Origin of the sequence: Nocardiopsis sp. MT53 (genome assembly GCF_019598965.1) — a bacterium.
Lineage (GTDB): Bacteria > Actinomycetota > Actinomycetes > Streptosporangiales > Streptosporangiaceae > Nocardiopsis > Nocardiopsis changdeensis.
The window spans coordinates 1,454,708-1,478,558 of record NZ_CP080599.1 but is presented as its reverse complement, the minus strand read 5'-3'; the positions used below and the strand labels follow the sequence as shown (position 1 = coordinate 1,478,558).

At 73.7% G+C, this 23,851-nt stretch carries 19 protein-coding genes and 2 tRNA genes; 15 read left to right on the top strand and 6 right to left on the bottom strand.

Translation table 11 applies throughout. The features are described 5' to 3' along the window. Window positions 1-17: 17 nt before the first annotated feature. From K1J57_RS06295 to K1J57_RS06280, 4 genes are all read right to left on the bottom strand, one after another. Window positions 18-1,457, bottom strand: coding sequence for an MFS transporter (locus tag K1J57_RS06295; protein WP_220563527.1), 1,440 nt, complete (start codon window positions 1,455-1,457; stop codon window positions 18-20). A gap of 92 nt (window positions 1,458-1,549) precedes the next feature. Then, on the bottom strand, window positions 1,550-1,807 hold the full coding sequence (locus K1J57_RS06290) for a heavy-metal-associated domain-containing protein (protein WP_220563526.1): 258 nt from the start codon (window positions 1,805-1,807) through the stop codon (window positions 1,550-1,552). A 135-nt stretch (window positions 1,808-1,942) separates the two neighbouring features. Beyond that, on the bottom strand, window positions 1,943-2,515 hold the full coding sequence (locus K1J57_RS06285; protein ID WP_220563525.1) for a GNAT family N-acetyltransferase: 573 nt from the start codon (window positions 2,513-2,515) through the stop codon (window positions 1,943-1,945). 99 nt (window positions 2,516-2,614) lie between these two features. Continuing rightward, a tRNA-Leu gene (locus K1J57_RS06280) sits at window positions 2,615-2,699 on the bottom strand. A gap of 142 nt (window positions 2,700-2,841) precedes the next feature. On the opposite strand from K1J57_RS06280, the gene K1J57_RS06275 reads away from it, so the two are divergent. From K1J57_RS06275 to K1J57_RS06225, 11 genes are all read left to right on the top strand, one after another. Further along, complete coding sequence (locus tag K1J57_RS06275; protein ID WP_220563524.1) at window positions 2,842-4,164, top strand: M20/M25/M40 family metallo-hydrolase; 1,323 nt, start codon at window positions 2,842-2,844, stop codon at window positions 4,162-4,164. A gap of 253 nt (window positions 4,165-4,417) precedes the next feature. Then, window positions 4,418-5,419, top strand: a complete 1,002-nt coding sequence (locus K1J57_RS06270; protein WP_220563523.1) for a hypothetical protein — start codon at window positions 4,418-4,420, stop codon at window positions 5,417-5,419. Between the two features lie 161 nt (window positions 5,420-5,580). Next, complete coding sequence (locus K1J57_RS06265) at window positions 5,581-6,231, top strand: chaplin family protein (protein WP_220563522.1); 651 nt, start codon at window positions 5,581-5,583, stop codon at window positions 6,229-6,231. Between the two features lie 327 nt (window positions 6,232-6,558). After that, the gene (locus K1J57_RS06260) at window positions 6,559-7,875 is read left to right on the top strand and encodes a hypothetical protein (protein ID WP_220563521.1); all 1,317 of its coding nucleotides are present in this window, start codon (window positions 6,559-6,561) and stop codon (window positions 7,873-7,875) included. Between the two features lie 650 nt (window positions 7,876-8,525). Then, window positions 8,526-11,339: a type I DNA topoisomerase gene (gene topA / locus K1J57_RS06255; RefSeq protein ID WP_220563520.1), complete on the top strand. Its 2,814-nt coding sequence runs from the start codon at window positions 8,526-8,528 to the stop codon at window positions 11,337-11,339. Window positions 11,340-11,613: 274 nt separating this feature from the next. After that, window positions 11,614-13,719 carry a dTMP kinase gene (gene tmk, locus K1J57_RS06250; protein ID WP_220563519.1) on the top strand — a complete coding sequence of 702 codons (2,106 nt, stop codon included), beginning with the start codon at window positions 11,614-11,616 and terminating at the stop codon, window positions 13,717-13,719. 147 nt (window positions 13,720-13,866) lie between these two features. Continuing rightward, entirely contained in the window at window positions 13,867-15,039 is a 1,173-nt protein-coding gene (locus tag K1J57_RS06245) for a DNA polymerase III subunit delta' (protein ID WP_220563518.1), read from the top strand. 147 nt (window positions 15,040-15,186) lie between these two features. Then, complete coding sequence (locus K1J57_RS06240) at window positions 15,187-16,746, top strand: alpha/beta hydrolase (RefSeq protein ID WP_370634602.1); 1,560 nt, start codon at window positions 15,187-15,189, stop codon at window positions 16,744-16,746. A 95-nt stretch (window positions 16,747-16,841) separates the two neighbouring features. Further along, window positions 16,842-16,914, top strand: a tRNA-Thr gene (locus K1J57_RS06235). Between the two features lie 297 nt (window positions 16,915-17,211). Beyond that, on the top strand, window positions 17,212-20,532 hold the full coding sequence (locus tag K1J57_RS06230; RefSeq protein WP_220563517.1) for an AAA family ATPase: 3,321 nt from the start codon (window positions 17,212-17,214) through the stop codon (window positions 20,530-20,532). Between the two features lie 62 nt (window positions 20,533-20,594). Next, window positions 20,595-20,954, top strand: a complete 360-nt coding sequence (locus tag K1J57_RS06225; protein ID WP_220563516.1) for a hypothetical protein — start codon at window positions 20,595-20,597, stop codon at window positions 20,952-20,954. Window position 20,955: 1 nt separating this feature from the next. Here the strand turns inward: K1J57_RS06225 and K1J57_RS06220 are convergent, their stop codons facing one another. Continuing rightward, complete coding sequence (locus K1J57_RS06220) at window positions 20,956-21,111, bottom strand: hypothetical protein (RefSeq protein ID WP_220563515.1); 156 nt, start codon at window positions 21,109-21,111, stop codon at window positions 20,956-20,958. A gap of 118 nt (window positions 21,112-21,229) precedes the next feature. On the opposite strand from K1J57_RS06220, the gene K1J57_RS06215 reads away from it, so the two are divergent. Both K1J57_RS06215 and K1J57_RS06210 read left to right on the top strand, forming a co-directional pair. Continuing rightward, on the top strand, window positions 21,230-21,454 hold the full coding sequence (locus K1J57_RS06215; protein WP_220563514.1) for a hypothetical protein: 225 nt from the start codon (window positions 21,230-21,232) through the stop codon (window positions 21,452-21,454). Between the two features lie 48 nt (window positions 21,455-21,502). Then, a complete protein-coding gene (locus tag K1J57_RS06210) occupies window positions 21,503-21,886 on the top strand; it encodes a hypothetical protein (RefSeq protein WP_220563513.1) in 384 nt (127 codons plus the stop codon). Window positions 21,887-21,894: 8 nt separating this feature from the next. On the opposite strand, the gene K1J57_RS06205 is transcribed toward K1J57_RS06210, so the two are convergent. Continuing rightward, window positions 21,895-22,452 (bottom strand): hypothetical protein, encoded by a 558-nt coding sequence (locus tag K1J57_RS06205; RefSeq protein ID WP_255646860.1) that lies wholly within the window; start codon window positions 22,450-22,452, stop codon window positions 21,895-21,897. Between the two features lie 521 nt (window positions 22,453-22,973). Here K1J57_RS06205 and K1J57_RS06200 point away from each other — a divergent pair. Both K1J57_RS06200 and K1J57_RS06195 read left to right on the top strand, forming a co-directional pair. Continuing rightward, window positions 22,974-23,165: a hypothetical protein gene (locus K1J57_RS06200; RefSeq protein WP_220563512.1), complete on the top strand. Its 192-nt coding sequence runs from the start codon at window positions 22,974-22,976 to the stop codon at window positions 23,163-23,165. 73 nt (window positions 23,166-23,238) lie between these two features. Beyond that, window positions 23,239-23,820 (top strand): RNA polymerase sigma factor, encoded by a 582-nt coding sequence (locus K1J57_RS06195; RefSeq protein ID WP_220563511.1) that lies wholly within the window; start codon window positions 23,239-23,241, stop codon window positions 23,818-23,820. Window positions 23,821-23,851 lie beyond the last annotated feature (31 nt).

Below are 23,851 nucleotides of genomic sequence, written 5' to 3'. Positions count from 1 at the left end.
TCGCCGCGGGTGACGGGTCAGGCGCCCGTCCCGGCGGCCTCCCCCTCCTCGGACCGGGCCGCGGCCGGTCCCTGCGGGCGCATGAGGGCGAACCCGAGCACCGCACCCGCCACGGCCACCGCTCCGGCCCCGATGAACGCGGCCTGGAAGCCGTCGGTCAGCGCGGCCGGGTCGCCGAGCCGGTCGGCCCCCCACGCGGTGGCGACGGCGGTCATGGCCGCCAGGCCCAGGGCGGAACCTACCTGGTAGGTGGTGTTGACGATGCCCGAGGCCAGCCCCGCCTCCTCCGGGCGCGCCCCGCTGATGGAGGCGATCGTGGCCGGGATGAACACCAGCGACATGCCCAGGGCCGCGATCAGGGAGCCGGGCAGGACGTCGACGAGGTAGGCGCCCCCGGGGCGGGCCAGGGAGAGCAGGCCCAGGCCGGCGGCCAGGACCAGCAGGCCCGTCACGATCAGCGGCTTGAGGCCGAAGCGGCCGATGAGCCGGCCGGTGACGGTGGTCATGAGGAGCATCATCAGCAGCGTCATCGGCAGCAGGGCCGCGCCGCTGGGGAAGGCCCCGTACCCCAGGACCTGCTGGAGGTAGAGGTTGAGGAAGTACCACATCGGGATCCACGCGGCCCCCAGCAGGGTGATCGCCACGTTCCCGGCCAGCAGGCCGGGGGTGCGCCAGACGCCCAGGGGCATCAGCGGGGCGCGGACCAGGCGCTGGCTGACGACGAAGACCCCCAGGAGGACCGCTCCGCCGACGAGGCCGAGCAGCGTGGCCGCGGAGGTCCAGCCCTGTTCGGAGGCCTGGACGATGCCGAACACCGCCAGGGCCAGGCCGCCGGTGGCCGAGACGGCGCCCAGGAGGTCGACCGATCCGCCGCGTCCGCTCACCGCCGGCAGCAGGGCCGGGACGGCGGCCAGGGAGGCCAGTCCGATGGGGATGTAGAGGAGGAACAGCCACGGCCAGCTCAGCCATTCGGTGATGGCGCCGCCGAGGAAGACGCCGGCCGTGCCGCCCGCCGGGGCGGCCGCGCCGTAGAAGGCCAGCGCCTTGGTGCGCTCGCCGGTGTCGTGGGCGAAGATCATCATCAGCAGGGTCATCGCCGACGGCGCGATCAGCGCTCCGCCCGCGCCCTGGACCGCGCGGCCCAGGAGTTCGACCCAGGCCGTCTCGGCCGCGGCGGCCAGGACGGACCCGGCGATGAGGGTGACCCAGCCCGCGGTGAACACCCGGCGCGCGCCGAGCAGGTCGGACAGGCGCCCTCCCAGGAGCAGCAGACCGCCGAAGGCGATGACGTAGGCGTTGAAGACCCATTGCAGGGAGCTGGGGGAGAAGCCGAGGTCGCGCTGCATCTCGGGCAGGGCGACCCCGATGATCGAGGTGTCCATGATGACCATGAACTGCGCGCCGGCGAGCACCAGGAGTGCCCACCAGCGGCGGGGATCGGCTTGTGGCGTTGACATGCTGCTGTCTCCTGATCACGGTCCCGCCTCGCGGCGGACCATCGAGGGGTGGAGCTGGAGTGGTCGGGCGGGGCGGGACCGTGGGGGTTCCGTCAGACGCCCGCGAACCGGTAGCCGGCCTCGGTGACGGCCGCGCGGATCGCGTCGTCGTCGAAGCCCGAGCCCTGGACGGCGACCGTGCCGGCGGCGAGGTCGACCGTCACGCCGGTGACGCCGGCGACGCCGCCGATCCCGGTGCTGACGGAGTTCGCGCAGTGTCCGCAGGTCATTCCCTCGACCTGGTAGACCCGCGCGTCCCCGGGGGTCTCGGCGGCGGTCGTCCCGGTCTCACAGGAACAGGTGGAGCACATGGGGTTCCTCCTCGTGTCGGGATACCCCCTTGGGGTATCTGGGGAACAGATTTAACATACTCCTGGGGGGTATGCAAGGGGGAGGGGTGTCCGCCGTCGCCGCCGGGGCGCGGCGTGTCGCGCCCCGGCGGCGGGTCAGCGCAGGTCGCGCCGCATCAGCACGCGGGGGTGGCCGGCCAGGACCGAGGAGGTGTCGGCGGCGTGGACGAACCCGGCGCGCTCGAAGTTCCTCCGGAGCCCGGGATAGGCCATCGTCAGGTCCACCCGGGCGTCGCCGTTGTCCAGGGGGTAGGCCTCGACCACGGGCGCGCCGTGCGCCCGGGCGAACTCCACGGCCCCGGCGATCAGGGCGTGCGAGATGCCCTTCTTCCGATGGCCCGGGCGCACGCGGATGCACCACAGCGACCACACGGGGAGGTCGTCGACGTGCGGGATCCTGCGGCTGCGGGCGAAGGAGGTGTCCGCGCGCGGCGCCACCGCGGCCCAGCCGACGGGTTCGTCGCCGTCGTAGGCGAGCACCCCCGGCGCCGGCTCGGCGCGGCACAGCCCGGCGACGTACTCGCCGCGGGCGGGGCCGCGCAGCTCCCTGTTGAGCGCGGACGGGAGTCGATAACTGAGGCACCAGCACACGTCGGCGCCGGGTGATCTCGGTCCCACCAGGGCCCGCACGTCCTCGAACACGGAGGCGGGGCGAACATCGACGGCCATGGCGCCAGCATGCCACGCCCGGCGCGGGGGGCCGTCGCGCCCGTGCGCGGGAACCGCGCCCCGACATGAGAAAAGGCCCTGCGAACAGGGCCTTCGTTGTGTCCGAGGGGGGACTTGAACCCCCACAGCCTTAACGGCCACTAGCACCTCAAGCTAGCGCGTCTACCTATTCCGCCACCCGGACCGGTGGTATCGGGCGGCAGCGCCGCCTGACAGGTCAACAATAGCAAAGCTCCGGAGTGCCCCGAACCGCTTTTCGGGCCGGGGGTGATCATGACAGGGTCGGGGGCGACGAGCACAGTGACACGGTGGAACAGGAGCGTCCGATGACACGGGAATCCGAGGGCTTGAGCGCGGCCGAGGTCGAGGTCGTCGACCTGTGCCGGGAGCTCATCGCCTTCGACACCTCCAACTACGGCGACCACTCCGGGCCGGGCGAGCGCAAGGCGGCGGAGTACGTGGTGGGCAGGCTCGACGAGGTCGGGGTGGAGGCGACGGTCTACGAGAAGCACCCCGGCCGCAGCAACGTGGTGGCGCGGATCGAGGGGGCGGACCCGAGCCGTCCCCCGCTGCTCGTCCACGGCCACCTGGACGTGGTGCCGGCCGCGGCGCAGGACTGGACGCACCACCCCTTCGCCGGGGAGATCGCGGACGGCTGTGTGTGGGGCCGCGGCGCGGTCGACATGAAGAACATGAACGCGATGGTCCTGGCGGTGCTGCGGCAGCGGCTGCGGGAGGGGCGGCGCCCGCCGCGCGACATCGTGCTGGCCTTCCTGGCCGACGAGGAGGCGGGCGGCACCTGGGGCGCCCAGTACCTGGTGGACGAGCACCCCGACCTCTTCGCCGACTGCGACGCCGCCATCAGCGAGGTCGGCGGCTTCTCCTTCACGGTGAGGGACGACCGGCGGCTCTACCTCATCGAGACCGCCGAGAAGGGCATCGCCTGGATGAAGCTGACCGCGCGCGGCACCGCCGGGCACGGTTCGATGGTCAACCGGGACAACGCGGTCACCGAGCTGGCGGCGGCGGTCGCCCGGCTGGGGGAGCACGCGTTCCCCGTGCACCTGACCCCCACGGTGCGCACGTTCCTGGAGGAGATCTGCGAGGAGTTCCAGATCCCCTTCGACGAGAACGACCTGGACGCGACGGTCGCGCGGCTGGGCCCGATCGCCCGGATGATCGGGGCGACCCTGCGCAACACCCTCAACCCCACGGTGCTCGGCGGCGGCTACAAGGCGAACGTCATCCCCGGCGAGGCGACCGCCCAGGTGGACGGGCGCTTCCTGCCCGGCACCGAGGACGACTACTTCGCCACGATCGACCGGCTGCTCGGCCCCAAGGTGAGCCGGGAGTTCATCCACCACCTGCCCGCGGTGGAGACCCCCTTCGAGGGCGGGCTCGTGAACGCCATGTCGGCGGCCCTGCTGGCGGAGGACCCCGGCGCCCGCGCCGTCCCCTACTGCCTGTCGGGCGGGACGGACGCCAAGAGCTTCTCCCGGCTGGGGGTGCGCAACTTCGGTTTCGCGCCGCTCAAGCTGCCCCCGGAGCTGGACTTCGCCGGCATGTTCCACGGCGTGGACGAGCGGGTGCCGATCGACGGGCTGCGGTTCGGGGTCCGGGTGCTGGACCGGTTCATCGAGATGAGCTGAACGGAAACCGGGACGAGCCGGAATCGGGATGACATGATCCGCCCCTGCCTGCGGTGATTCGTCCCCGGGCCGCGTCGGGAACTTCTCGGCGCGGCCCCCTTGTTCGCGTGCGTCGTCACAGAACGTGATGCTACGGTGTCTGTGAGTTCAACGATGTGGTGGCTCGGGCACGTCCGCCGTGCGCCCACCGCATCCGATCCGGGCGGCGCCGTCGCACGGGACCGTCCAGCAGTCAGGAAACGAGGGGGCATCCATGGTGCTCACGGGCCGGGAGTGGTCGGTGTCGACCGACCGTGCCGCCCGTGGCGACCGTGCCCTCTGCCGCCTGCTGCTCCTGTCCGGCATCATGGCCGTCGCGTGGCTGGCCGGGGTGGGTGTCGCCCATGGCGAGACCGGCCCCGGCGGGCTCGTCGACCGGGTCCTGGGCCCCGAGGGCGTCGTCGAGGAGGCCGGCCGCTCGGCCGAGGGGGAGGTCCGGGTCACCGGCACCGCCGCCCGGGCCGCCACCGACGCCCTGACCGGCACCGTCGTGCCCCAGGCCGCCGAGCTCCCCGAGACCGTCCTCGACGGGACCGGGGTCTCCGGAGCCCTGGAGGGCACCTCCACCGGCCGCGTCGTCGAGGACACCGCCCGCACCGTGGACGGCACCGCCCGTGGGGCGGGTCGGCTGGTCGACTCCGTCGCCACCACCGGGCGCGAAGTGGTGGGCTCCGCCGACGGCGCCCTGCGCGAAGGCGACCTGGTGGGCGGCGTCGCCGGACTCACCGAGCCCACCGGCGCCCTGGACGCCCTCGGCGACACCGTCACCGCGACGATGCCCGCCGACCTGCCGCTGGTCGGCGGCCCCGACACCCCCGCCGCGGTGGCACGCCCCGCGGTGGACCGGGCGGTCGGCTCCGCCACCGAGGCGATCGAGCGGGCGGGCCGCGCCGAGCGCACCGCGCCCGGGTTCGGCCTGGTCACGCCCGTCGGCGGGTCGGCCGACGCGTCCGCGGGCGCCGTCGACGGCGCCTCCGGCGAGGCCGACACCGACCGGGGCGAGCGCATCCGCCTCATCGCGGGCGGTTCCACCGGCCCGAGCGGCGCCGACGCCACCGGTGCGTCCGCGCCGTCGTTCCCCACGCCCGGTACCGCCGGGTTCCTGACGCCCCGGGCCGCCCACCTGGCCCCCCGGGTGCAGCGGGTCGCCCTGCCCGGCGACCCCACCCTCGTCGTGCGCGACGCCGCCGACGACCCCTCCTTCTCCCCCGACTAGCCGCGCCTTCACCCGCCGCGGTCGGTCCGGTGCGCCCTGAGCGCCCCTTCCCACCCGCTGGCTCCCCGGAGGCGCCCCCCGCTCGGGCCCCCTTCCCCAGGAGTCGGAACGACCGCGGTCCACGCAGCAATCACGACCTTCTTCGCTGACAAGGACACGCGATGACCCATCGGACCCACGCCAGGATCGCGGCACTGACCGCCGCGGGCCTCCTGGCACTGGCCCCGGCCGGGACCACCCTGGCCGACACCTCCACCAGCGGCAACGGCTCGATCGCCGGAGGCAACCAGCTCCACGCCGACCTCGACGCCCCGGTCGACGTCTGCGGCAACTCCCTGGCCCTCCTCGGTGCGGCGGGCGCCCAGTGCGCCGGCGGGGACGCCGGCACCGGGGGCGGCCCGGACCGGGACGGCGACAAGGGCCACCCCGGGTACCCGGGCTACTCGCCGGAGCCTTCGGAGAGCCCCTCCGAGGGGCCCTCGGAGGGACCGTCGGAGTCGCCCTCCGAGGGACCGTCCGAGTCCCCGTCGGAAGGGCCGTCCGAGGGGCCGTCGGAGTCTCCGTCCGAAGGCCCGTCGGAAGGGCCGTCGGAGGGACCGTCCGAGTCCCCGTCGGAGGGCCCCGAGGAGGGTGAGAGCCCCGGCGAACCGTCCGACTCCAGCACCGCGGGCGAACGGCCGTCCGACACCTCGGACGCCCGGCTCCCGCTGACCGGCTCCGCCGGCCTGCCCGGCCTGGTCATCGCCGCGATCGCCGCGGCGGTCGCCGGGGTCGGCCTGGTCATCGCGGGCCGTCGACGCTCCCGGATCTGACCGCACGGCTTCCCGGGCCGCCGACGCGGCCCGGGGGTTGACGCGAGTCCCGTAGCACCGGCCGAGGCCATGTGCGCGGGGTTCACGTCAGCCGCCGCCCCACCAGGGCGGAGCTGACCGACGGGGCGCGCGCGTCCGTCCGCATCCGGCGGACGGGACGGCGACGCAGCCCTCGAGCACCGACCGACACGCACCGCCCAGGTGCGGAGCCGGGAGGACGATCCCCGGCCTTGGCCGAAGGCCCGTACCCCACCCAGGGGTGTGGAACGGCCTGTGGCCCGAGCACACACCTTCTCATCAGCACGTTTTCTGAAAGGAACTTCCCACATGTCTAAGTGGGCCAGGACCTCCGCGAAGTCCGTCCTGCTGGCCGCGGGCTTCGTCGCCCTGGGCAGCGGCGTCGCCTTCGCCGACACCGACGCCGCCACCAGCGGCAACGGGTCCGTCCTCGGCGGCAACCAGGCCGTCGTCAACGCCGACGTCCCGGTCAACGTGACCGGCAACGCGGTCGGCGCCGTCCTGGGCACCGCCGGGGCCTCCACCACCGACAGCGACGCCGCCGTCGTGGACCACCAGCACAACGAGGTCGCCACCTCGGGCAACGGCTCGGTGCTGGGCGGCAACCAGCTCGTGATCGACGGGGACGTCCCCGTCAACGTGACCGGCAACGCGATCGGCGCCGTGGGCGGCATCGCCGGCGCCTCCACCACCGACTCCGACGCGGTCGTCCACCACGACGGCCACGCCTGGCACGGCGAGGGCGAGCCCGACGTCGCGACCACCGGCAACGGCTCCCTGATCGGCGGCAACCAGCTCGTCGGCGACCTGGACGTCCCCGTCAACGTGTCGGGCAACGCGATCGGCGCCCTGGGCGGCGTCGCGGGTGCGGCGGCCACCGACGCGGACGCCATCGTCCACGACGTGCACGGCGGACACGTCGGGCACGGCGGGCACGTCGGCCGCGACCACTACGCGGCGGAGACCGAGATCACCCCGGTCGACCTGGTGGGCGAGGCCGCCCGCAACGCCAGCCTGCTGCCCGACACCTCCGGCGTGGACGCCGGCGTCCTGCGCCAGTCCGCCCCGGTCCGCGAGCACCAGTCGATCGCCACCTCCGGCAACGGCTCGGTGCTGGGCGGCAACCAGCTGGTCGGCCACCTGGACGTCCCGGTCAACGTGGCCGGCAACGCGGTCGGCGCCGTGGGCGGCGTCGCCGGCGCGGCCGCGACCGACAGCGACGCGGTCGTCAAGGAGTCGCACGAGTACATCGCGACCTCCGGCAACGGCTCGCTGGCCGGCGGCAACCAGGCCGTCGTGCACGGCGACGTCCCCGTGAACGTGACCGGCAACGCGGTCGCCGCGGTCGCCGGCCTGGCGGGCGCGAGCTCCACGGACAGCGACGCGGCCGTCGTGCACCAGAGCGCCACCGAGCACCAGTCCGGTGCGCTGGACGCGCTGCCCGTGGTGGAGCAGCTGCCCGAGGTGCCCGTCTCCGAGACGCTGCCCGTCGAGTACACCGTGACCGAGACCGCCCAGCAGGCGGTCGCCGAGCACGCGCCGGAGCACGCCGAGACGCTGCCCGCGCCCGCCGCGCCGGTGGACCCGGTCGGCCAGGTTCTGGGCGCCGTGGGCGTGGGCCTGTAACGACGCGGACGGGGGAAAGGGGACCGGACCCGTCCCCCGCCGGTGGTGCGCGGCCTCTCGTTCCGTTTGGAACGCGGTGGACTGCGAGGTGCCGAACACCACAGGCGGGGACCGGGTCGGGGCTCCGGGAACCCGGAGCGGCACGTGCAGGGTGTCGCGTGCGTCGTTCGGGCGAGAGCAGGACGGACCGCCTCCGCGCGCCCGTTCCGTGAGGAACGCGGTGGACTGCGGGCGGGTGGGGGTGTCCGTCCGGGGCTCGGAACCACAGTCGAGTCCTCCCGGGAATATCCGGGAGGACTCGCCGCTTTGTGGGGGGTATGGGCACCCGACCCCCCGGGAAGTGTGATGGAAGTCACTTTGAGGGCGTGTTCCGGGTGATCGCCGGAGCCGGAGGCGGCTCCGGGGCCCGCACGGCCGGAGCACGGCCTGCGCGGTACGGGCCGGTAGCGGTGCGGTGAGCGCTTATTCTGCGGTTGCCGGTGGGTGAAGAGCCCGCTCTCCGCGGTCACGGCCCCGTGTACACGGGAGTCCCTCCGCCCACCCACCGACGGGGGAACGCCTGGGGTTTCGGTTACCGTCGGTTTCCACGGGAGCCGAGGGACCGCGGCCGACAGACCACGCAGAGGCTAGACGTAGACGTAGGGGAACACGTGCCACCCACCAAGGGCAGCGCCGGCAAGAACGGCTCGCAGGACAGCGGACGACAGGGCTCGGGGACCGCCCTCGTCATCGTCGAGTCGCCCGCCAAGGCCAAGACCATCGCGGGCTACCTGGGCCGCGGTTACGTCGTGGAGTCCAGCATCGGGCACATCCGCGACATGCCCACCAAGGCCGCGGAGATCCCCGCCAAGTACAAGGGGGAGCCCTGGGCCCGGCTGGGCGTCAACGTCGACGGCGACTTCGAGCCCCTCTACGTCGTCAACGCCGACAAGAAGTCCCACGTGCGCAAGCTCAAGGAGCTCATGGCCGACGCCGACGAGCTCCTGCTCGCCACCGATGAGGACCGCGAGGGCGAGGCCATCGCCTGGCACCTGCTGGAGGAGCTCAAGCCCAGGATCCCGGTGCGCCGCATGGTGTTCAACGAGATCACCAAGGAGGCCATCCAGCGCGCCGCCGACAACACGCGCGACCTCAACACCCGGCTGGTGACCGCCCAGGAGACGCGCCGCATCCTGGACCGGCTCTACGGCTACGAGGTCTCCCCCGTGCTGTGGAAGAAGGTCATGCCCAAGCTCTCCGCGGGCCGGGTGCAGTCCGTGGCCACCCGCCTGGTGGTCGAGCGCGAGCGCGAGCGGATGGCGTTCACCCCCGCCGAGTACTGGGACATCAAGGCCCTCTTCGACGCCTCCGGCGCGGGCATTCCCGCGGGCGACCCCACCGACTTCCCGGCCACGCTGGTCGCCGTGGACGGCACCCGCATCGCGGTGGGCCGCGACTTCACCGCCCAGGGCACCGTGCGCCCGGACCGCGCCGTCCGCCAGCTCGACGAGGCGGCCGCGCGCGGCCTGGCCGAGCGGCTGTCCGCCAGCGCCTTCGGCGTGTCCTCGGTGGAGCGCAAGCCCTACCGCCGCTCGCCGTACGCGCCGTTCCGCACCACCACCCTCCAGCAGGAGGCGTCGCGCAAGCTGGGGCTGTCGGCCAAGCAGACCATGCAGGTCGCCCAGCGGCTCTACGAGAACGGCTACATCACCTACATGCGCACCGACAGCACCACGCTGTCGGACAGCGCGGTGCGCGCCGCCCGCTCCCAGGTGCAGCGCCTGTACGGCGCCGACTACCTGCCCGAGCGCCCCCGCGTCTACGCCAAGAAGGTCAAGAACGCCCAGGAGGCGCACGAGGCCATCCGCCCGGCCGGCGACGAGTTCCGCACCCCGAGCCAGACCGGGCTCAGCGGCCCCGAGCTCCGCCTCTACGAGCTGATCTGGAAGCGCACCGTCGCCTCCCAGATGAAGGACGCCGTCGGCGAGTCCGTCACCGTCAAGGTGCAGGGCACCTCCTCGGCCGGCGAGGTCGCCGAGTTCAACGCCACCGGCAAGATCATCACCTTCCACGGCTTCCTCAAGGCCTACGTGGAGGGCGCCGACGACCCGGCCGCCGACCTCGACGACCGCGAGCGGCGGCTGCCCGCCGTGGCCGAGGGCGCCCCGCTCACCGCGCGCGACCTGACCGCCGAGGGGCACAGCACCCGCCCGCCGGCCCGCTACACCGAGGCGACCCTGGTCAAGGAGCTGGAGGAGCGGGAGATCGGCCGCCCCTCCACCTACGCCTCGATCATCGGCACCATCCTGGACCGCGGCTACGTGTTCAAGAAGGGCACCGCCCTGGTGCCGTCCTTCCTGGCGTTCGCCGTGGTGCAGCTGCTGGAGCGGCACTTCGGCAACCTGGTGGACTACGAGTTCACGGCCCGCCTGGAGGACGTGCTCGACTCCATCGCCCGCGGCGAGGCCGAGAGCCTGCCGTGGCTGCGCCGGTTCTACTTCGGCGGCGACACCCCCGAAGGGGACCGGGAGACCGGCCTGAAGGAACTGGTCGGCGACCGCCTCGCCGACATCGACCCCAAGGAGATCAGCTCCCTGACGGTGCCGGGCACCGAGGACATCGTGCTCCGGGTCGGCCGCTACGGCCCCTACCTGGACCGCGGGGGAGTCCGGGTCAACGTGCCCGAGGACCTGGCCCCCGACGAGCTGACCCCGGAGAAGGCCGAGGAGCTGTTCGCCCAGCCCAGCGGCGACCGCGAGCTGGGCACCGACCCCGAGACCGGGCACGTCGTCGTGGCCAAGTCCGGGCGCTTCGGCCCCTACGTCACCGAGGTCATCGAGGAGCCCGAGGAGAACGGGGGCAAGAAGGCCAAGGCCGTCAAGCCGCGCACCTCCTCGCTGCTCAAGTCGATGACCCTGGACACCGTCACCCTCGCCGACGCGATCAGGCTGCTCTCGCTGCCGCGCGTGGTCGGCGTGATCGACGGCGACGAGGTCACCGCCCAGAACGGCCGCTACGGCCCCTACCTCAAGAAGGGCACCGACAGCCGCTCGCTCGCCTCCGAGGAGCAGATGTTCACGGTCACCCTCGACGAGGCGAAGGAGCTGTTCGCCCAGCCCAAGCAGCGCGGCCGCCGGGCCGCCGCCCCGCCGCTGCGCGAGCTGGGCAAGGACCCGGTGTCGGGCGCCGTCATGCTCGTCAAGGACGGCCGGTTCGGCCCCTACGTCACCGACGGGGAGGTCAACGCCTCGCTGCGCAAGGGCGACGAGGTGGAGTCCATCACCGACGAGCGCGCCGCCGAGCTGCTGGCCGAGCGCCGGGCCAAGGCGCCCGCCAAGAAGCCCGCGGCCAAGAAGGCGCCCGCGAAGAAGACGACCGCCAAGAAGACCACCACGGCGGCGAAGAAGACCACCGCCGCCAAGAAGGCGCCGGCCAAGAAGACGGGCACGCCCCGTACCGCGGCCAAGGCCTCCGACGAGGCCTGAGCGGCGCACACCGTCGAACGCGGACCGCCCCGCGCCGGAGCACCTCCGGCCCGGGGCGGTCCGCGTCGTGTGACACGGGGTGTGCGGGTCGGTACGATCTCCACGTTCACTCCGGGGCCCGCCGTACCCCCTGTTGGCAGATGATCTTCCGTACTACGCTGGACGTGGCCGACGGGAACACTGAAACGCAAGTGATCTTCCGCCGATCCACCGAATTCCTCAGCGGACGACGGCCCACTCCTCCCCTCCCCCTCACCGAATAACCTTGAGCGCTATGAGCAGACCTGCATCTCCGGGAGCGCCGTCCGAGGCGCACAACGTCCTCGCGATCACTCCCTTCCGAAGGCTGTGGATCTCGCTCGTGCTGTCCGGACTGGGCGATTGGCTGAGCCTCCTGGCTCTGGTCTCCCTGGCCGCGATCTTCACGTTCGACGCCCCGGCCCTGGTCCGGTACCTGGCCATCGCCGGTGTCCTGGCCGTCAAACTCGCGCCCTCCGTCCTCCTGAGCCCCCTGGTCGGGGCCCTCGTGGACCGGCTGGACCGCCGCTGGACCATGGTCGGCGGCGACGTCCTGCGGGCCCTGCTCTACGCCTCGGTCCCCGTGGTGGGCCTGCTGGCCCCCGGGTTCGCGCTGCCGTGGCTGTTCATCGCGGCACTGCTCGCCGAGATCGTCGAGCTGCTGTGGACCGGCGCCCGGGACTCCGCGATCCCCAACCTGGTGCCCCGCAAGCTGCTGGGCCAGGCCGACCGCCTGGTGCTGTTCACCTCCTACGGCACCGCGCCGGTGGCCGCACTGCTGTTCGCGGCCCTGGCCTCGGTGAGCAACGTGCTCGGCGTCCTGGTGCCCTCGCTGGCCTCCCCCGAGGCGGACATCGCGCTCTACCTCAACGGGCTGCTCTTCCTGGCCGCCGCCGGGCTCGTCGCCGGACTCCAGATCCCCGGCCACCGGCCCGCCAAGGACGCCCAGAGCCCCACCCGCGACGCCCGCATCCTGCCGTCCGTCGCGCGCGGCACGCGCGGCTCCGGCGACCCGGTGCTGCTGCGCGGCCTGTCCCTGGGCCTGATCACCACGGTCGTCGCGGTGGGCGCCGTCATCGGCGTCGGCCGCCTGCACGCCGAGGGCCTGGAGGCGGGCAACGCCGGGTTCGGCATGCTGTTCGCCGCCGTCCTGGGCGGCATGGGCCTGGGCGCCGTCTCCGGCCCCCGCGTCCTCAAGCTGCTCAGCCGCCGCCGGCTCTTCGGGCTCACCGCCGTCATCGCGGCGGTCGTGCTGCTGTTCGCCGGAGCCGTCGGCGACATGGTCCTGGCCGCCGTCCTGGCCCTGGTCCTGGGCGTCGCCGCGGGCATGTCCTGGGCGACCGCGCTGGGCGTGGTCACCCGCGAGGTCGAGGAGGAGCACCGCACCGCGGTGCACGCCCACCTCAACGGCGCGGCCCGCCTGGCCCTGGTGCTGACGGCGGTCCTCGCCCCCGTCGCCGCCGGACTCATCGGCGACCGGGCCCTGGCGATCGGCCCGCTCACCTACGACCTGCGCGGCAGCGCCGTCGTGCTGGCGGCGGTCGCCCTGCTGGGCGTGGTCGCCGCCGCGGTCGCCCACCGCCAGGTCAACCGGAACGACCCCGAGGCCGGCCCCGGCCTGCTCCCCGAGCTGTTCGCGGCGCTGCGCGGCGTCGAGATCACCGAGCCGGTCGACGAGGACGAGCGCCCCTCCGGCGCGTTCATCGTCGTCGAGGGCGGCGAGGGCGCGGGCAAGTCCACGCAGGTCCGCGAACTCACGGTGTGGCTGCGCGACCAGGGCTTCGAGGTGGTCAGCACCCGCCAGCCCGGCGCCACCAAGCTCGGCATGCGGTTGCGCGCCCTGCTGCTGGACCGCGAGAACTCCCACATCACCCCGCGCGCCGAGGTGCTGCTGTACGCCGCCGACAAGGCCGACCACGTCCAGCAGGAGATCCTGCCCGCGCTCAAGCGCGGCGCCGTGGTCATCAGCGACCGCTACACCGACTCGCTGCTCGCCTACCAGGGCACCGGCCGCGACCTGGCGGTGTCGGACATCGCCGACATCAGCACGTGGGCGGTGCAGGGCCTGGTCCCCGACCTGACGGTGCTGCTGGACGTGCGCCCCGAGGAGGGCCTGTCCCGGCTGGGCGGCCCGGCCGACCGCATCGAGTCGGAGTCCGTGGAGTTCCACGAGCGGGTCCGCAAGGGCTTCCTCGACCTGGCCCGCCGGGACCCGGACCGCTACCTGGTCCTGGACTCCCGCGAGCCCCGCGAGAAGATCACCCGCGAGATCCAGAAGCGGGTGCGCGCCCTGCTGCCCGACCCGGTCCCGAGCAGCGCCGAGGCCGTCACCGGGATGATCCCGGTCATCAAGAACGACTGACCCGCCGCGGCGGGGCGGGGCCCGGAGGCGCACGCCTCCGGGCCCCGCGCGTTCCCGGCCGCGGGGCGGGCCTGTGGAAACGGCCCGACCGTCGCCCCCGGCTCCTATCCTGGATCCCTGGCACGTCTTTCTACGCGGGGGTGGAGTGTGACGGTCTTCGACGACCTGGTCGGTCAGCGGGCCGCGGTGGACCACCTGCGGCGGGCGGTGGCCGGCGCCGCCGACCTGGTCGCCGGGGGAGCGGGCACGGGCATGACCCACGCCTGGCTGTTCACCGGTCCGCCCGGCTCGGGGCGCTCGGAGGCCGCGCGCGCCTTCGCCGCCGCCCTCCAGTGCCGCGACGGCGGCTGCGGCCACTGCGACTCCTGCCACCAGGCCCTGGCCGGGACCCACCCGGACGTGCTGTACGTGCGGCCCAGCGGCCTGAGCTTCGGCGTCGCCGCCACCCGCGAGCTGGTCCTGCGCGCCGGGTCCAAGCCCTCCGGCGGCCGGTTCCGGATCGTGCTGTTCGAGGACGCCGAGCGCGCCACCGAGGCGGCCTCCAACGCCCTGCTCAAGGCGGTGGAGGAGCCGTCGCCGCGCACCGTGTGGCTGCTGTGCACGCCCACCCCCGACGACCTGCTCGTCACCATCCGCTCCCGGTGCCGCCTGGTCACCCTCACCACCCCCACCACCGCCGAGATCGTCGGCGCGCTCACCCGCGCCGGCGACGTGGACGAGGGCACGGCCAGGGCCGCCGCCGTCGCCTCGGCGGGGCGGGTGGACCGCGCCCGGCAGCTGGCCACCGACCCCGAGGCGCGCCGCCGCCGCGAGGAGGTGCTGTCCATCCCGGCCAGGCTCGACGGCATCGGCGCCTGCGTCACCTTCGCCGCCCGGCTCTACGAGATCGCCGAGGCGGAGTCCAAGGCGATCACCAGCGCCCTGGACGAGAAGGAGAAGGACGAGCTCAAGGCCGCCTTCGGCGAGGGCTCCACCGGCAAGGGCGTGGCCAAGGCCATGCGGGGATCCGCGGGCGCCATGAAGGACCTGGAGGAGCGGCAGAAGCGCCGGGCCACCCGGATCAAGCGCGACTCCTACGACCGCGCCCTGCTGGACCTGGCCGCCTTCTACCGCGACGTGCTCACCCTCCAGTTCGGGGCGTCCGTCGAGCGCTCCACCGGGGAGCGCTCCGGCGACCTGGAGCGCGTCGCCCGCTCCAGCACGCCGGAGACCACCCTGCGGCGCATCGACGCCATCATGGACTGCCGCGAGCGCATCGCCGCCAACGTGCACCCGCAGATCGCCATGGAGGCCATGACCTCCGCCCTCCTCCTCGGCTGACGCCCGCACCGGGCCGGACGCGGGGCGGTGCCCGTTCCACGCCCCCGGCGGATACGGTCGACCTACGGCACCGCCTCCCCGTCGCAACCGCAACGGCGGCACGGCCGTCACAGGCAACGGTGGAACCGGACGACGGGAAGGAAACACGTGGCGACGAGGCTGCGGGCAGCGGTGGCGGTGACGCTCACCGGCACGGTGCTCCTGGTGAGCGGGTGTACGGCGCTGACACCGGGGGGAGGGGCGCAGGAGCCGGCCGAATCGCTCGGGGCCCTGGGCGACCTCGCGGAGCAGGAGCTCGACTGGGGGCCCTGTGACGGCGGGCCTTCCGAGGCCGAGTGCGCCACGTACGAGGTGCCGCTGGACTACGACGAGCCCGAGGGCGAGCGCATCGAGATCGCGGTCAAGCGCATGGCCGCCACCGGCGACGACGTCATCGGCTCCCTGCTGGTCAACCCGGGCGGCCCCGGCGGCTCGGGGTACGACTTCGTCGACCACGCCTCCTTCATCGTCAGCGAACAGGTGCGCGAGCGCTTCGACCTGGTGGGCTTCGACCCGCGCGGGGTCGGCCGCAGCACCCCGATCACCTGCCTGCCGGCCGAGGAGCTCGACGACTTCATCGGCGGCGAGGCCGAGTCCGCCGACGGCGACGGCGACATGTCCGAGCTGACCGAGGCCGGGGTCGCCGACATGGAGGAGGGCAGCCGCGAGTTCGTGGAGGCCTGTCAGGCCAACGCCCCCGACCTCATGCTCAACGTCGGCACCGTCAACGTCGCCCGCGACATGGACGTGCTGCGCGCCCTGCTGGGCGACGAGAAGCTCACCTACCTGGGCGCCTCCTACGGCACCCACATCGGCGCCCACTACGCCGAGCAGTTCCCCGACCGGGTGCGCGCCCTGGTGCTCGACGGCGCCGTCGACCCCACCCTGGACCAGCTCGACCTGAGCGTCGCCCAGGCCACCGGGTTCGAGACCGCGCTGCGCGCCTTCGTCGAGGACTGCCTCACCCGCACCGACTGCCCGCTGGGCGGCAACGGGGACTCGGTCGAGGACGGCGTGGCGGCCCTCGACGGGTTCCTGGCCCGGACGGCCCGCGAGCCGCTCCACAACTCCATGGACGACCGGGAGATCAACCGGGCCCGCGCCGAACTGGGCGTGCTCGCCGCCCTGTACTCCGAGTCCTGGTGGGAGCGGGTCCGCGAGGGCCTGGACGACGCCATGAGCGACGGCGACGGCACCGTGCTCCTCCAGCTGGGCGACGAGCTGTACAGCCGGGGCGACACACAGGAGTACGAGAACTCCACGGCCGCCCTCATCGCGGTGAACTGCTCCGACTCGCCCAGCCCGCGCGGGGTCGAGGCCTACGTGGAGGCCGCGGAGGAGGCCGGGGAGGAGTCCCCGATCTTCGGGCCGAGCCTGGCCTGGGGCGCGCTGCCGTGCGCGTTCTGGCCCGAGGAGGCCGTCTACGACGGCGGCCCGCTGGACGCGCCGGGCGCCCCGCCGATCATGGTGGTGGGCACCACGCGCGACTCCGCCACCCCCTACGCCTGGGCCGAGGCTCTGGCCGGGGCGCTGGAGTCCGGCTTCCTGGTCACCCGGGACGGCGACGGCCACACCGGCTACCGCATGGGCGACGCGTGCGTGGACCGCATGGTCGACGCCTACCTCATCGACCTGGAGGTCCCCCGGGACGGGATGGCCTGCGCCTGACCCCGCGGGGTGCCGGGTCCGAAACCGTGTACCCGGCACTCCGCGGAGACGCTAAACTGGTGATCGCCTCGCCGCGTGGAACCGCGCGGCGTCGCGCCGCCTTAGCTCAGTCGGCAGAGCGATTCACTCGTAATGAATAGGTCGTCGGTTCGATTCCGACAGGCGGCTCAGCACGAACGCCACCCCGGTACGGGGTGGCGTTTCGCGTAGGTGACCACTCGGGTGACCAATGCCTACTCGGCGTAGAGGTCCCCCATGACGTGGGCGCCCCCGTGATGAACCGGGTCGTCGGTTCGATTCCGACGGGCGGCTCGGCACGAAGGCCCGGCCGGCCCCCGGACGGGCCTTCGCCGTTCCGGCGGGCCCCGGGCCCGGCCGGAACCGGTCACCGGGGTACGGATGCGGGCAAGGCGCGACCGCTACGGTACATAGCGCACGTCCCCTCTCCCCCCGGGAGCCCCACGCATGATCACGCTCCGTGTGTCGCAGTCCGACCCGAACGCCTTCCGTGGCATCGCCGACGCGATGAACGACCCGCGGTTCGCCGACCAGGACCTCTACCTCCAGGTGGACCCGGGGTACTACCTGGAGCCGCACGTCCTCGGGGTGAACGGGCACGTGATGGTCGTCCCCAGCGCGGGGCGGGGCACGGTCACCGTCGCCGTCGGCGACACCAACGTGTTCAACGTCCACGAAGGGCGTCTCGAACTGTTCGGCATCGAGGTCAGGAACGCCTCCGCGGACTTCCCCCCGGTCTACGTCCACCCCGGGGGCGCGTTCCGCGCCGAGGAGTGCGTCTTCGCCTCCACCGCCCGGGTGGAGGCGGAGGGGGCGACCCTGCACATCGAGGGGTGCGTCTTCCGCGACGCCGGACTGTACCTGAAGAGGTCCGGGGGCGCCGTCGCGCGGACGCGCTTCGAGAGGGCCGTCCTGTTCATCGAGGGCCAGGGGGCCCTCTCGGTGTCGGACGTCTCCTTCCAGGGCGGGGACCCCTCCTGCCACACCCTGCTGATCAGCGGTGCCTCGCCGCGCATCCAGAAGTGCAGGATCACCGACGGCGGGAGCGAGAACACCAACGCCGTCTGCGTCCAGGAGGAGGCCGCACCCGTGTTCTCGGACGTGGAGATCACGGGCGACAGCGGTTATCCGGTCCGGGTCCTGGGCGGGTCCACGGCCTCCTTCACCCGGCTCAGGATCGACGGCGGCCGGCCCGGGGGAGACTCGCTGTACGTGTGGGAGGGCGGCGGGCTGACCCTGACCGACTGCACGGTCACGCGGTCGCCCGGCAGCGCGGTCTGCTCGTCCGACAGCGCGCTGACCGCCACCGGGCTCACCGTCGCGGGGGCGAAGGACAACGGCGTCCTCACCGTGGACTCCCGGGTCGAGATCCACCGCTCCAAGGTCACCGGCGCGGGTATCGTCGCGGTCCGCCTGAACGGGGGACGGCCGACGCTGTCCGACATCGAGCTCGGCGAGCCCCCCGCCGGAGCGGAGGAGCCGATCGGACTGCTCCTCGACGGCACGTCGGGCTTCGACGTGCGGGGGCTCACGGTCACGCGGCTGTGGGGGACCGCGGTGGGCGTCCACGATTCCACCGGCACCCTGGCGGACGTGACGGTGGAGGAGGGTGTGCGGGGCATCGGTTTCGACGACGGCGGCAGGTACAGGGCCGAGGGGCTGCGGCTCCGCGGGCTGGAGGCCTGGGCGGTCCGCGTCGGGGAGGGCGCGCAGGCCGAGATCGACGGGCTGGAGAGCACCTCGTGCCGGTACGGCGCCTGGGCCGACGGGGGCGATCTCACCCTCCGTTCGGCAGTGGTCTCGGACGCGGGGGACAGGGGCGCCATCGTCCAGGACGGCGGCCGCCTGGTACTGGAGGACTCCACCGTGCGCGGGTGCGGGGGCAGCGGAGTCGACGTCCACGGGGATTCCCGGGCGACCCTGCGCCGGTGCACGATCGCCGACAACGGGGGCAGGGCCGTGGACGCCGAGGAGGGCGCGGCGGTGAAGGTCGAGGACACCACGTTCGAGAACAACCGCGGCGGCGACACGGTGCGGGTCGCCGCCGAGGCGGGCGGGGCGGCCGCGGTCCCGGACGCCCCGGTCGGGGAGGCGGCGCCGGTGGAGGAGCTGCTCGCGGAACTGGACGGGATGGTGGGGCTGGAGGGGGTCAAGAAGGAGGTCCGCACGCTGGTCAACTTCCAGAGGGCCAGCGCCAAGCGCGAGGCCGCCGGGCTGCCCGCGCTCAACGTGGGGCGGCACCTGGTCTTCTCGGGCCCGCCCGGGACCGGCAAGACCACCGTCGCCCGCCTGTACGGGGGCATCCTGCGCTCGCTGGGGGTCCTCTCCCAGGGGCAGTTCGTGGAGGTCTCCCGCTCGGACCTGGTAGCCGAGCACCTGGGCGGGACCGCCAAGCTCACCGCCGACGCCGTGGGGCGGGCGCGCGGCGGAGTGCTGTTCATCGACGAGGCCTACGCCCTGTCCCGGCGGTTCGGCAGCGGGACCGACTTCGGCCAGGAGGCCATCGACACCCTCATCAAGTTCATGGAGGACCTGCGCGACGAGGTTGTCGTGGTCTTCGCCGGGTACTCCAGCGAGATGCGCGGGTTCCTGGACGCCAACCCCGGGCTGCGGTCGCGGGTCGCCCGCACCATCGAGTTCGAGAACTACACGCCCGAGCAGCTCACCACGATCTTCGCGGGGATGGCGCGGGCCCAGGGGTACGACCCCGGCGAGGGCGTGCTGGAGGCGGTCACCGCGCACTTCCGGGCCCAGAAGCGCGACGAGACCTTCGGCAACGGGCGCGAGGCGCGCCGCGTGTTCGAGGCGGTCGTGCAGACCCAGGCGACCCGGGTCGTGGAGGGGGACTTCCACAGCCCCGAGGACCTGGGCCGCATCCTCCCGGAGGACCTGGAGGGCGTCGTGGACGCCGGGCTGTCCGCGCGGGTGGGCGGGCCCCGCGACGGCGGCCAGGTCGACGGGCTGATGGCCGAGCTGGAGTCGATGGTCGGGCTGACCTCGGTCAAGGGCGAGGTCGCCGACCTGATGAGCCTCATCTCGGCGGGGCGCCGCCGGCAGGCGGCCGGGCTGGGGGCCGTGCTGCCGTCGCGGCACCTGGTCTTCGCCGGGCCCCCGGGGACCGGGAAGACCACCGTGGCGCGGATCTACGGGCGGCTGCTGGCGGCCCTGGGCGTCCTCGCCCAGGGGCAGGTGGTGGAGGTGGGCCGCGCGGACCTGGTGGGGGCGTACGTCGGGCAGACCGCGCAGAGGACCCGGGACGTGTTCGACCGGGCGCGCGGCGGGGTGCTGTTCATCGACGAGGCCTACACGCTGGTCCGGCCGGGGGGCTCCGGCCACGACTTCGGCCAGGAGGCCGTCGACACCCTGCTCAAGCTCATGGAGGACCACCGCGACGAGGTCGTGGTGATCGCCGCCGGGTACACGGGCGAGATGAGCGGGTTCCTGGCGAGCAACCCGGGGCTGGAGTCGCGGTTCTCCCGCACGGTGGAGTTCGCGCCGTACACGCACGACGAGCTGCTGCGGATCCTCGTCGGCATGGCGGAGGGCGCCGACTTCCTGGTGCCGGAGGACACCCGGGCCGCGGCGGCCCGGCTGTTCGGGGCCGAGGAGGAGCGGTTCTCCGACGGCAACGGCCGCGAGGTCCGCAAGGCGTTCGAGGAGGCGCTGACCCGGCAGGCGCGGAGGATCGAACAGGCCGCGCGGGCCGGGGCCGAGCCCGGGGTGGACGATCTGCGGACCCTGCTGCCGGAGGACGTGCACGCCACCTGAGGTGGCCGAATGATGACCGTTCGTGTCCGGTGGCCGGGGGAGAACCGGGGTAGGGGCACCGCATGAGCCTGTTGTTCATGCTGGTGGCCCTGGTGGGCGCGGTGCTCGTCCTGGCGGGCGGCTCCTACGCCCTGCGCCGGGTCATCGCCGCGGTCGCCGCCCGCCTGGAGGCGGACGAGCCGCCCGCCCCCGTGGACCCGGGGCCCGCGGCGCAGGTCGGCGGGTACGTGCCCGCCCCGCGCGTCCCCGGTGAGCTGCCGCCGCAGCTGCGCGCACGGGTGGCCAACCTGGTGGCGCTGGGGCGCTCGGAGGAGGCGGTCCGGCTGGTGCGCGACCGCCTGGACGGGGACGAGGACCGGGCCCGCGGCATCGTCGCGGAACTGGGCGGCGACGGCGACGGCACACCGGCCCTCGAACGCTGAATCACATCCCGGCGCGGCTGCGCAGCCCGCTCCACACGGCCGTGGCGACGAACAGGATCGCCGCGATGACGGTGAGCCAGAACAGGCCCTTGATCAACACCCCCAGGATCGCCAGGAACAGCCACAGCGCCAACAGGACGAGGATGAGATAGACCACGTGCTCCCCCTTCGGTGTCCGGTCCCACCACGGGTCTACCCGGCCGCGGCGCCCGGCACGCCCCGTGTCCCCTGGGGCGGGATGTGCAGGACGGTCCTCCCGGGGTATGGGGGGTGACATGAGTCTGGAAGAGGCATCACGACAGCTGGAGGCGTCGATCCACGACGCGCGGGTCGCGTTCGACTGCATCCTCCTCGAGGAGCTGGACCGGGCCCACGTCAACGCCATCACCGCCCGGGCCGCGGTCGACGCGGCCGAGCAGGCCATCAGGGTGGAGCTGGAGAGAAGGAAGGAGGAGGCCGGCGAGGGCCGGGAAGAGGGGGAGGAGATCTCCTCGGACTGACCCCGGGTCTTTTCGAACAGGATTTCGAACAAAGGGTATGCTCGGGGCATGCCCGATCAGTCGCTGAGTCCGGACTGGCCCGCGAGTGTGCACCCACCCGGGTCGGACTCCTTCGAGCGGACGGCCGCGGTGTGGCTGTTCGACCTCCTGCCCGCCGACTACCGGACGCACGGGGTCCTGCGGCGGTACCCGGTCGCGCTCTCGCGGTTGGCGCGCCAGCACCTCTCCGCGGTCCTGGCCGCCGGCCGCGAGGGCTACCGCACCGCCCGGGTCGACCTGCGCGGCCACCTGCCGCCGCACGCGCTCGAACAGGTGATGCGCGCCTACCAGGCGGAGGGGCGGCGCACGGCCGCCGTCCTGCGCTCCGTCGAGGCCGTCGAGGCGGCCCTGCGCGCCCGGGACGACGGCGAGGCGTTCGAGGAGGGGGCGTGAGCCCTCCCTCAGGCGGTCACCCGGACCACCACGGCGACCTCCTCGCCGGTGTTGACCAGGTGCTGGTGCCCACCCAGGGAGCCGCCGACGACCCGGGCCCGGCCGGGGGCCAGCTCGGCCGCCGAGCGCATGCGCCCGTCGGAGCCGGAGGAGATCAGGTGGGCCCGACCGCTCACCAGGAACAGCACCTCCATGTCGGCGGCCCGCGGGGACACCGGGCCGGACACGAAGCTGTTGGGATCCAGGGACACGGTGCTCACCCGCAGCCGTCCGCCGGCCCCGCGGCGGGCGGCGCGCGGGGCGGGCTGCCAGTGGCCCCGCCGGGCGGGCCACAGGGTGGGCCGGGCCAGCACCGCGGCGGCGCCGCGGGCGGCGGCGACCAGGCGTCCGACGGTGGGGAGCCGGCGTTCGGCCAGGTGGGCGTAGCCGGATTTGCGGCCGGCGTCCGCTACGTCACCGATGCCCTCCACGGACACGCGGCGCGGTGCGGTGCCGCGGGGCGCGGCGTCGTCCCCGGAGGTGCGGGCGGGCGGGGCGGTGCGTACGGAGAGAGCCTGCTGGGCCATCGTGGGAAGATCCTTCGCGTGCGCGCCGTCGAGGGCGCGGATGTCGTCAGGGGGCCCCGTCACACGGAGGAAGGGGCCGTCGGTGCCGCTCAGGGCACGGGTCACCGCGGTGGATACGCGGAGAGGAGCCGCCGGGAACGGTCGCGCGAAAGCGCGCGCGGACGGGCGGGCCTGGAGCCTAGGGGGCCGATGGGCCCCGGAGAAGAAGACTCAGCGACGACAACACGGACACGCCGCACAGGACGGGTGGCAGGGGGCCGGGAGGGCCCTGCGAGCCATGGCGTCGGTGCGGGTGCGCGGATACATGGTTGTAAGGAGACCAGCAAAGGGCGCGGGGAGTCAAGCGATCGTGGAGAATCGCGTGTGTCACACCTCTTCTCATCCGGCGGTGTTGCGGGAGGCGTCGCGTGGTGGTGACATGTGGAGCCCGAGTACGGCGTGAGAGCACCGCCGGAAAGGCACCGTCCCCCGAACGCACTGACAGGAGTGGCCGTGTCGGCTCGCACGCCCGGAGGTGCCGGTTGAACCCCGACCCGGCCGGGCTGTGGGTGCGCCTGCTGGTCCGGGCGCTCGTGGTGGCGGCGGCGGGGGTGATGGCGCTGGGCTTCCTCGGCCCCGGCGCGGCGCTGCTGGTCTGCGCCCTGACCGCGCTGACGTTCGTCCTGCTCTGGCTGCGCGGCCGCCCGCGGCGCCGCCCGCCTTCGGATCGCTGACGGAGAGGACTCTCACACGCGTCTTTCGGCGAAGCGCCGGGGTGTACGCGGTCGGCAGCGTAGATTCTCGTCCATGACGGACCGGGATCTCATCCACGCTCTGCGTGCCGACGGCGCGCCGTCGGCCGAGGCCTACCGAAGGCTGCTCGACGCGTACGGCGAGGAGTTGTTCCGGCGCTGCATCCTGGCCCTGGGCGACCGCGACGCGGCGCACGTGGTGCTGCGCGACACGCTGATCGTCGCCTGCGCGCACATCGGGCGGCTGACCGAGCCCGACCGTCTGGGGGAGTGGCTGCACGCCCTGGCGGAGGTCGAGTGCGTCCGCCGCCGTTCGTACGACCTCCGGCTCCCGGGGGAGCGGAGCATGCCGGAGAACACCGGTCTGGTGCCGGTCCGCATCCTCAAGGGGATGGCCGCTCCGGAGCTGGACGGCTACCGGGCCCACGTGGCCGCCCGCGCCGACCGCTTCGGCCACGACGGCTTCCCCCTCGGCCCGGGGGACTCACCGACCCCGCACGGCCCGTCCCTGGCCGGCTCGATCGGACTGGTGATGCTGATGGCGCTGGTGGCCGCCGTCTGCGCGGGCTACCTGCTGACCCGGACCTCGGAGGCCGAGGGGCCCTGGACCGGTCCGGCCGGCCTCGTCGGCCGCTGACCCGCGAGAACGGCCCGCGGCCTCCAGGGCG

Coding starts and splice junctions, on each gene's coding strand:
- K1J57_RS06195 (WP_220563511.1), top strand. CDS start 23,239: ATGACGGACCGGGATCTCATCCACGCTCTGCGTGCCGACGGCGCGCCG.
- K1J57_RS06275 (WP_220563524.1), top strand. CDS start 2,842: ATGACACGGGAATCCGAGGGCTTGAGCGCGGCCGAGGTCGAGGTCGTC.
- K1J57_RS06285 (WP_220563525.1), bottom strand. CDS start 2,515: ATGGCCGTCGATGTTCGCCCCGCCTCCGTGTTCGAGGACGTGCGGGCC.
- K1J57_RS06210 (WP_220563513.1), top strand. CDS start 21,503: ATGCCCGATCAGTCGCTGAGTCCGGACTGGCCCGCGAGTGTGCACCCA.
- K1J57_RS06230 (WP_220563517.1), top strand. CDS start 17,212: ATGATCACGCTCCGTGTGTCGCAGTCCGACCCGAACGCCTTCCGTGGC.
- K1J57_RS06290 (WP_220563526.1), bottom strand. CDS start 1,807: ATGTGCTCCACCTGTTCCTGTGAGACCGGGACGACCGCCGCCGAGACC.
- tmk (WP_220563519.1), top strand. CDS start 11,614: ATGAGCAGACCTGCATCTCCGGGAGCGCCGTCCGAGGCGCACAACGTC.
- K1J57_RS06265 (WP_220563522.1), top strand. CDS start 5,581: ATGACCCATCGGACCCACGCCAGGATCGCGGCACTGACCGCCGCGGGC.
- K1J57_RS06205 (WP_255646860.1), bottom strand. CDS start 22,452: ATGGCCCAGCAGGCTCTCTCCGTACGCACCGCCCCGCCCGCCCGCACC.
- K1J57_RS06225 (WP_220563516.1), top strand. CDS start 20,595: ATGAGCCTGTTGTTCATGCTGGTGGCCCTGGTGGGCGCGGTGCTCGTC.
- K1J57_RS06260 (WP_220563521.1), top strand. CDS start 6,559: ATGTCTAAGTGGGCCAGGACCTCCGCGAAGTCCGTCCTGCTGGCCGCG.
- K1J57_RS06295 (WP_220563527.1), bottom strand. CDS start 1,457: ATGTCAACGCCACAAGCCGATCCCCGCCGCTGGTGGGCACTCCTGGTG.
- K1J57_RS06215 (WP_220563514.1), top strand. CDS start 21,230: ATGAGTCTGGAAGAGGCATCACGACAGCTGGAGGCGTCGATCCACGAC.
- K1J57_RS06270 (WP_220563523.1), top strand. CDS start 4,418: ATGGTGCTCACGGGCCGGGAGTGGTCGGTGTCGACCGACCGTGCCGCC.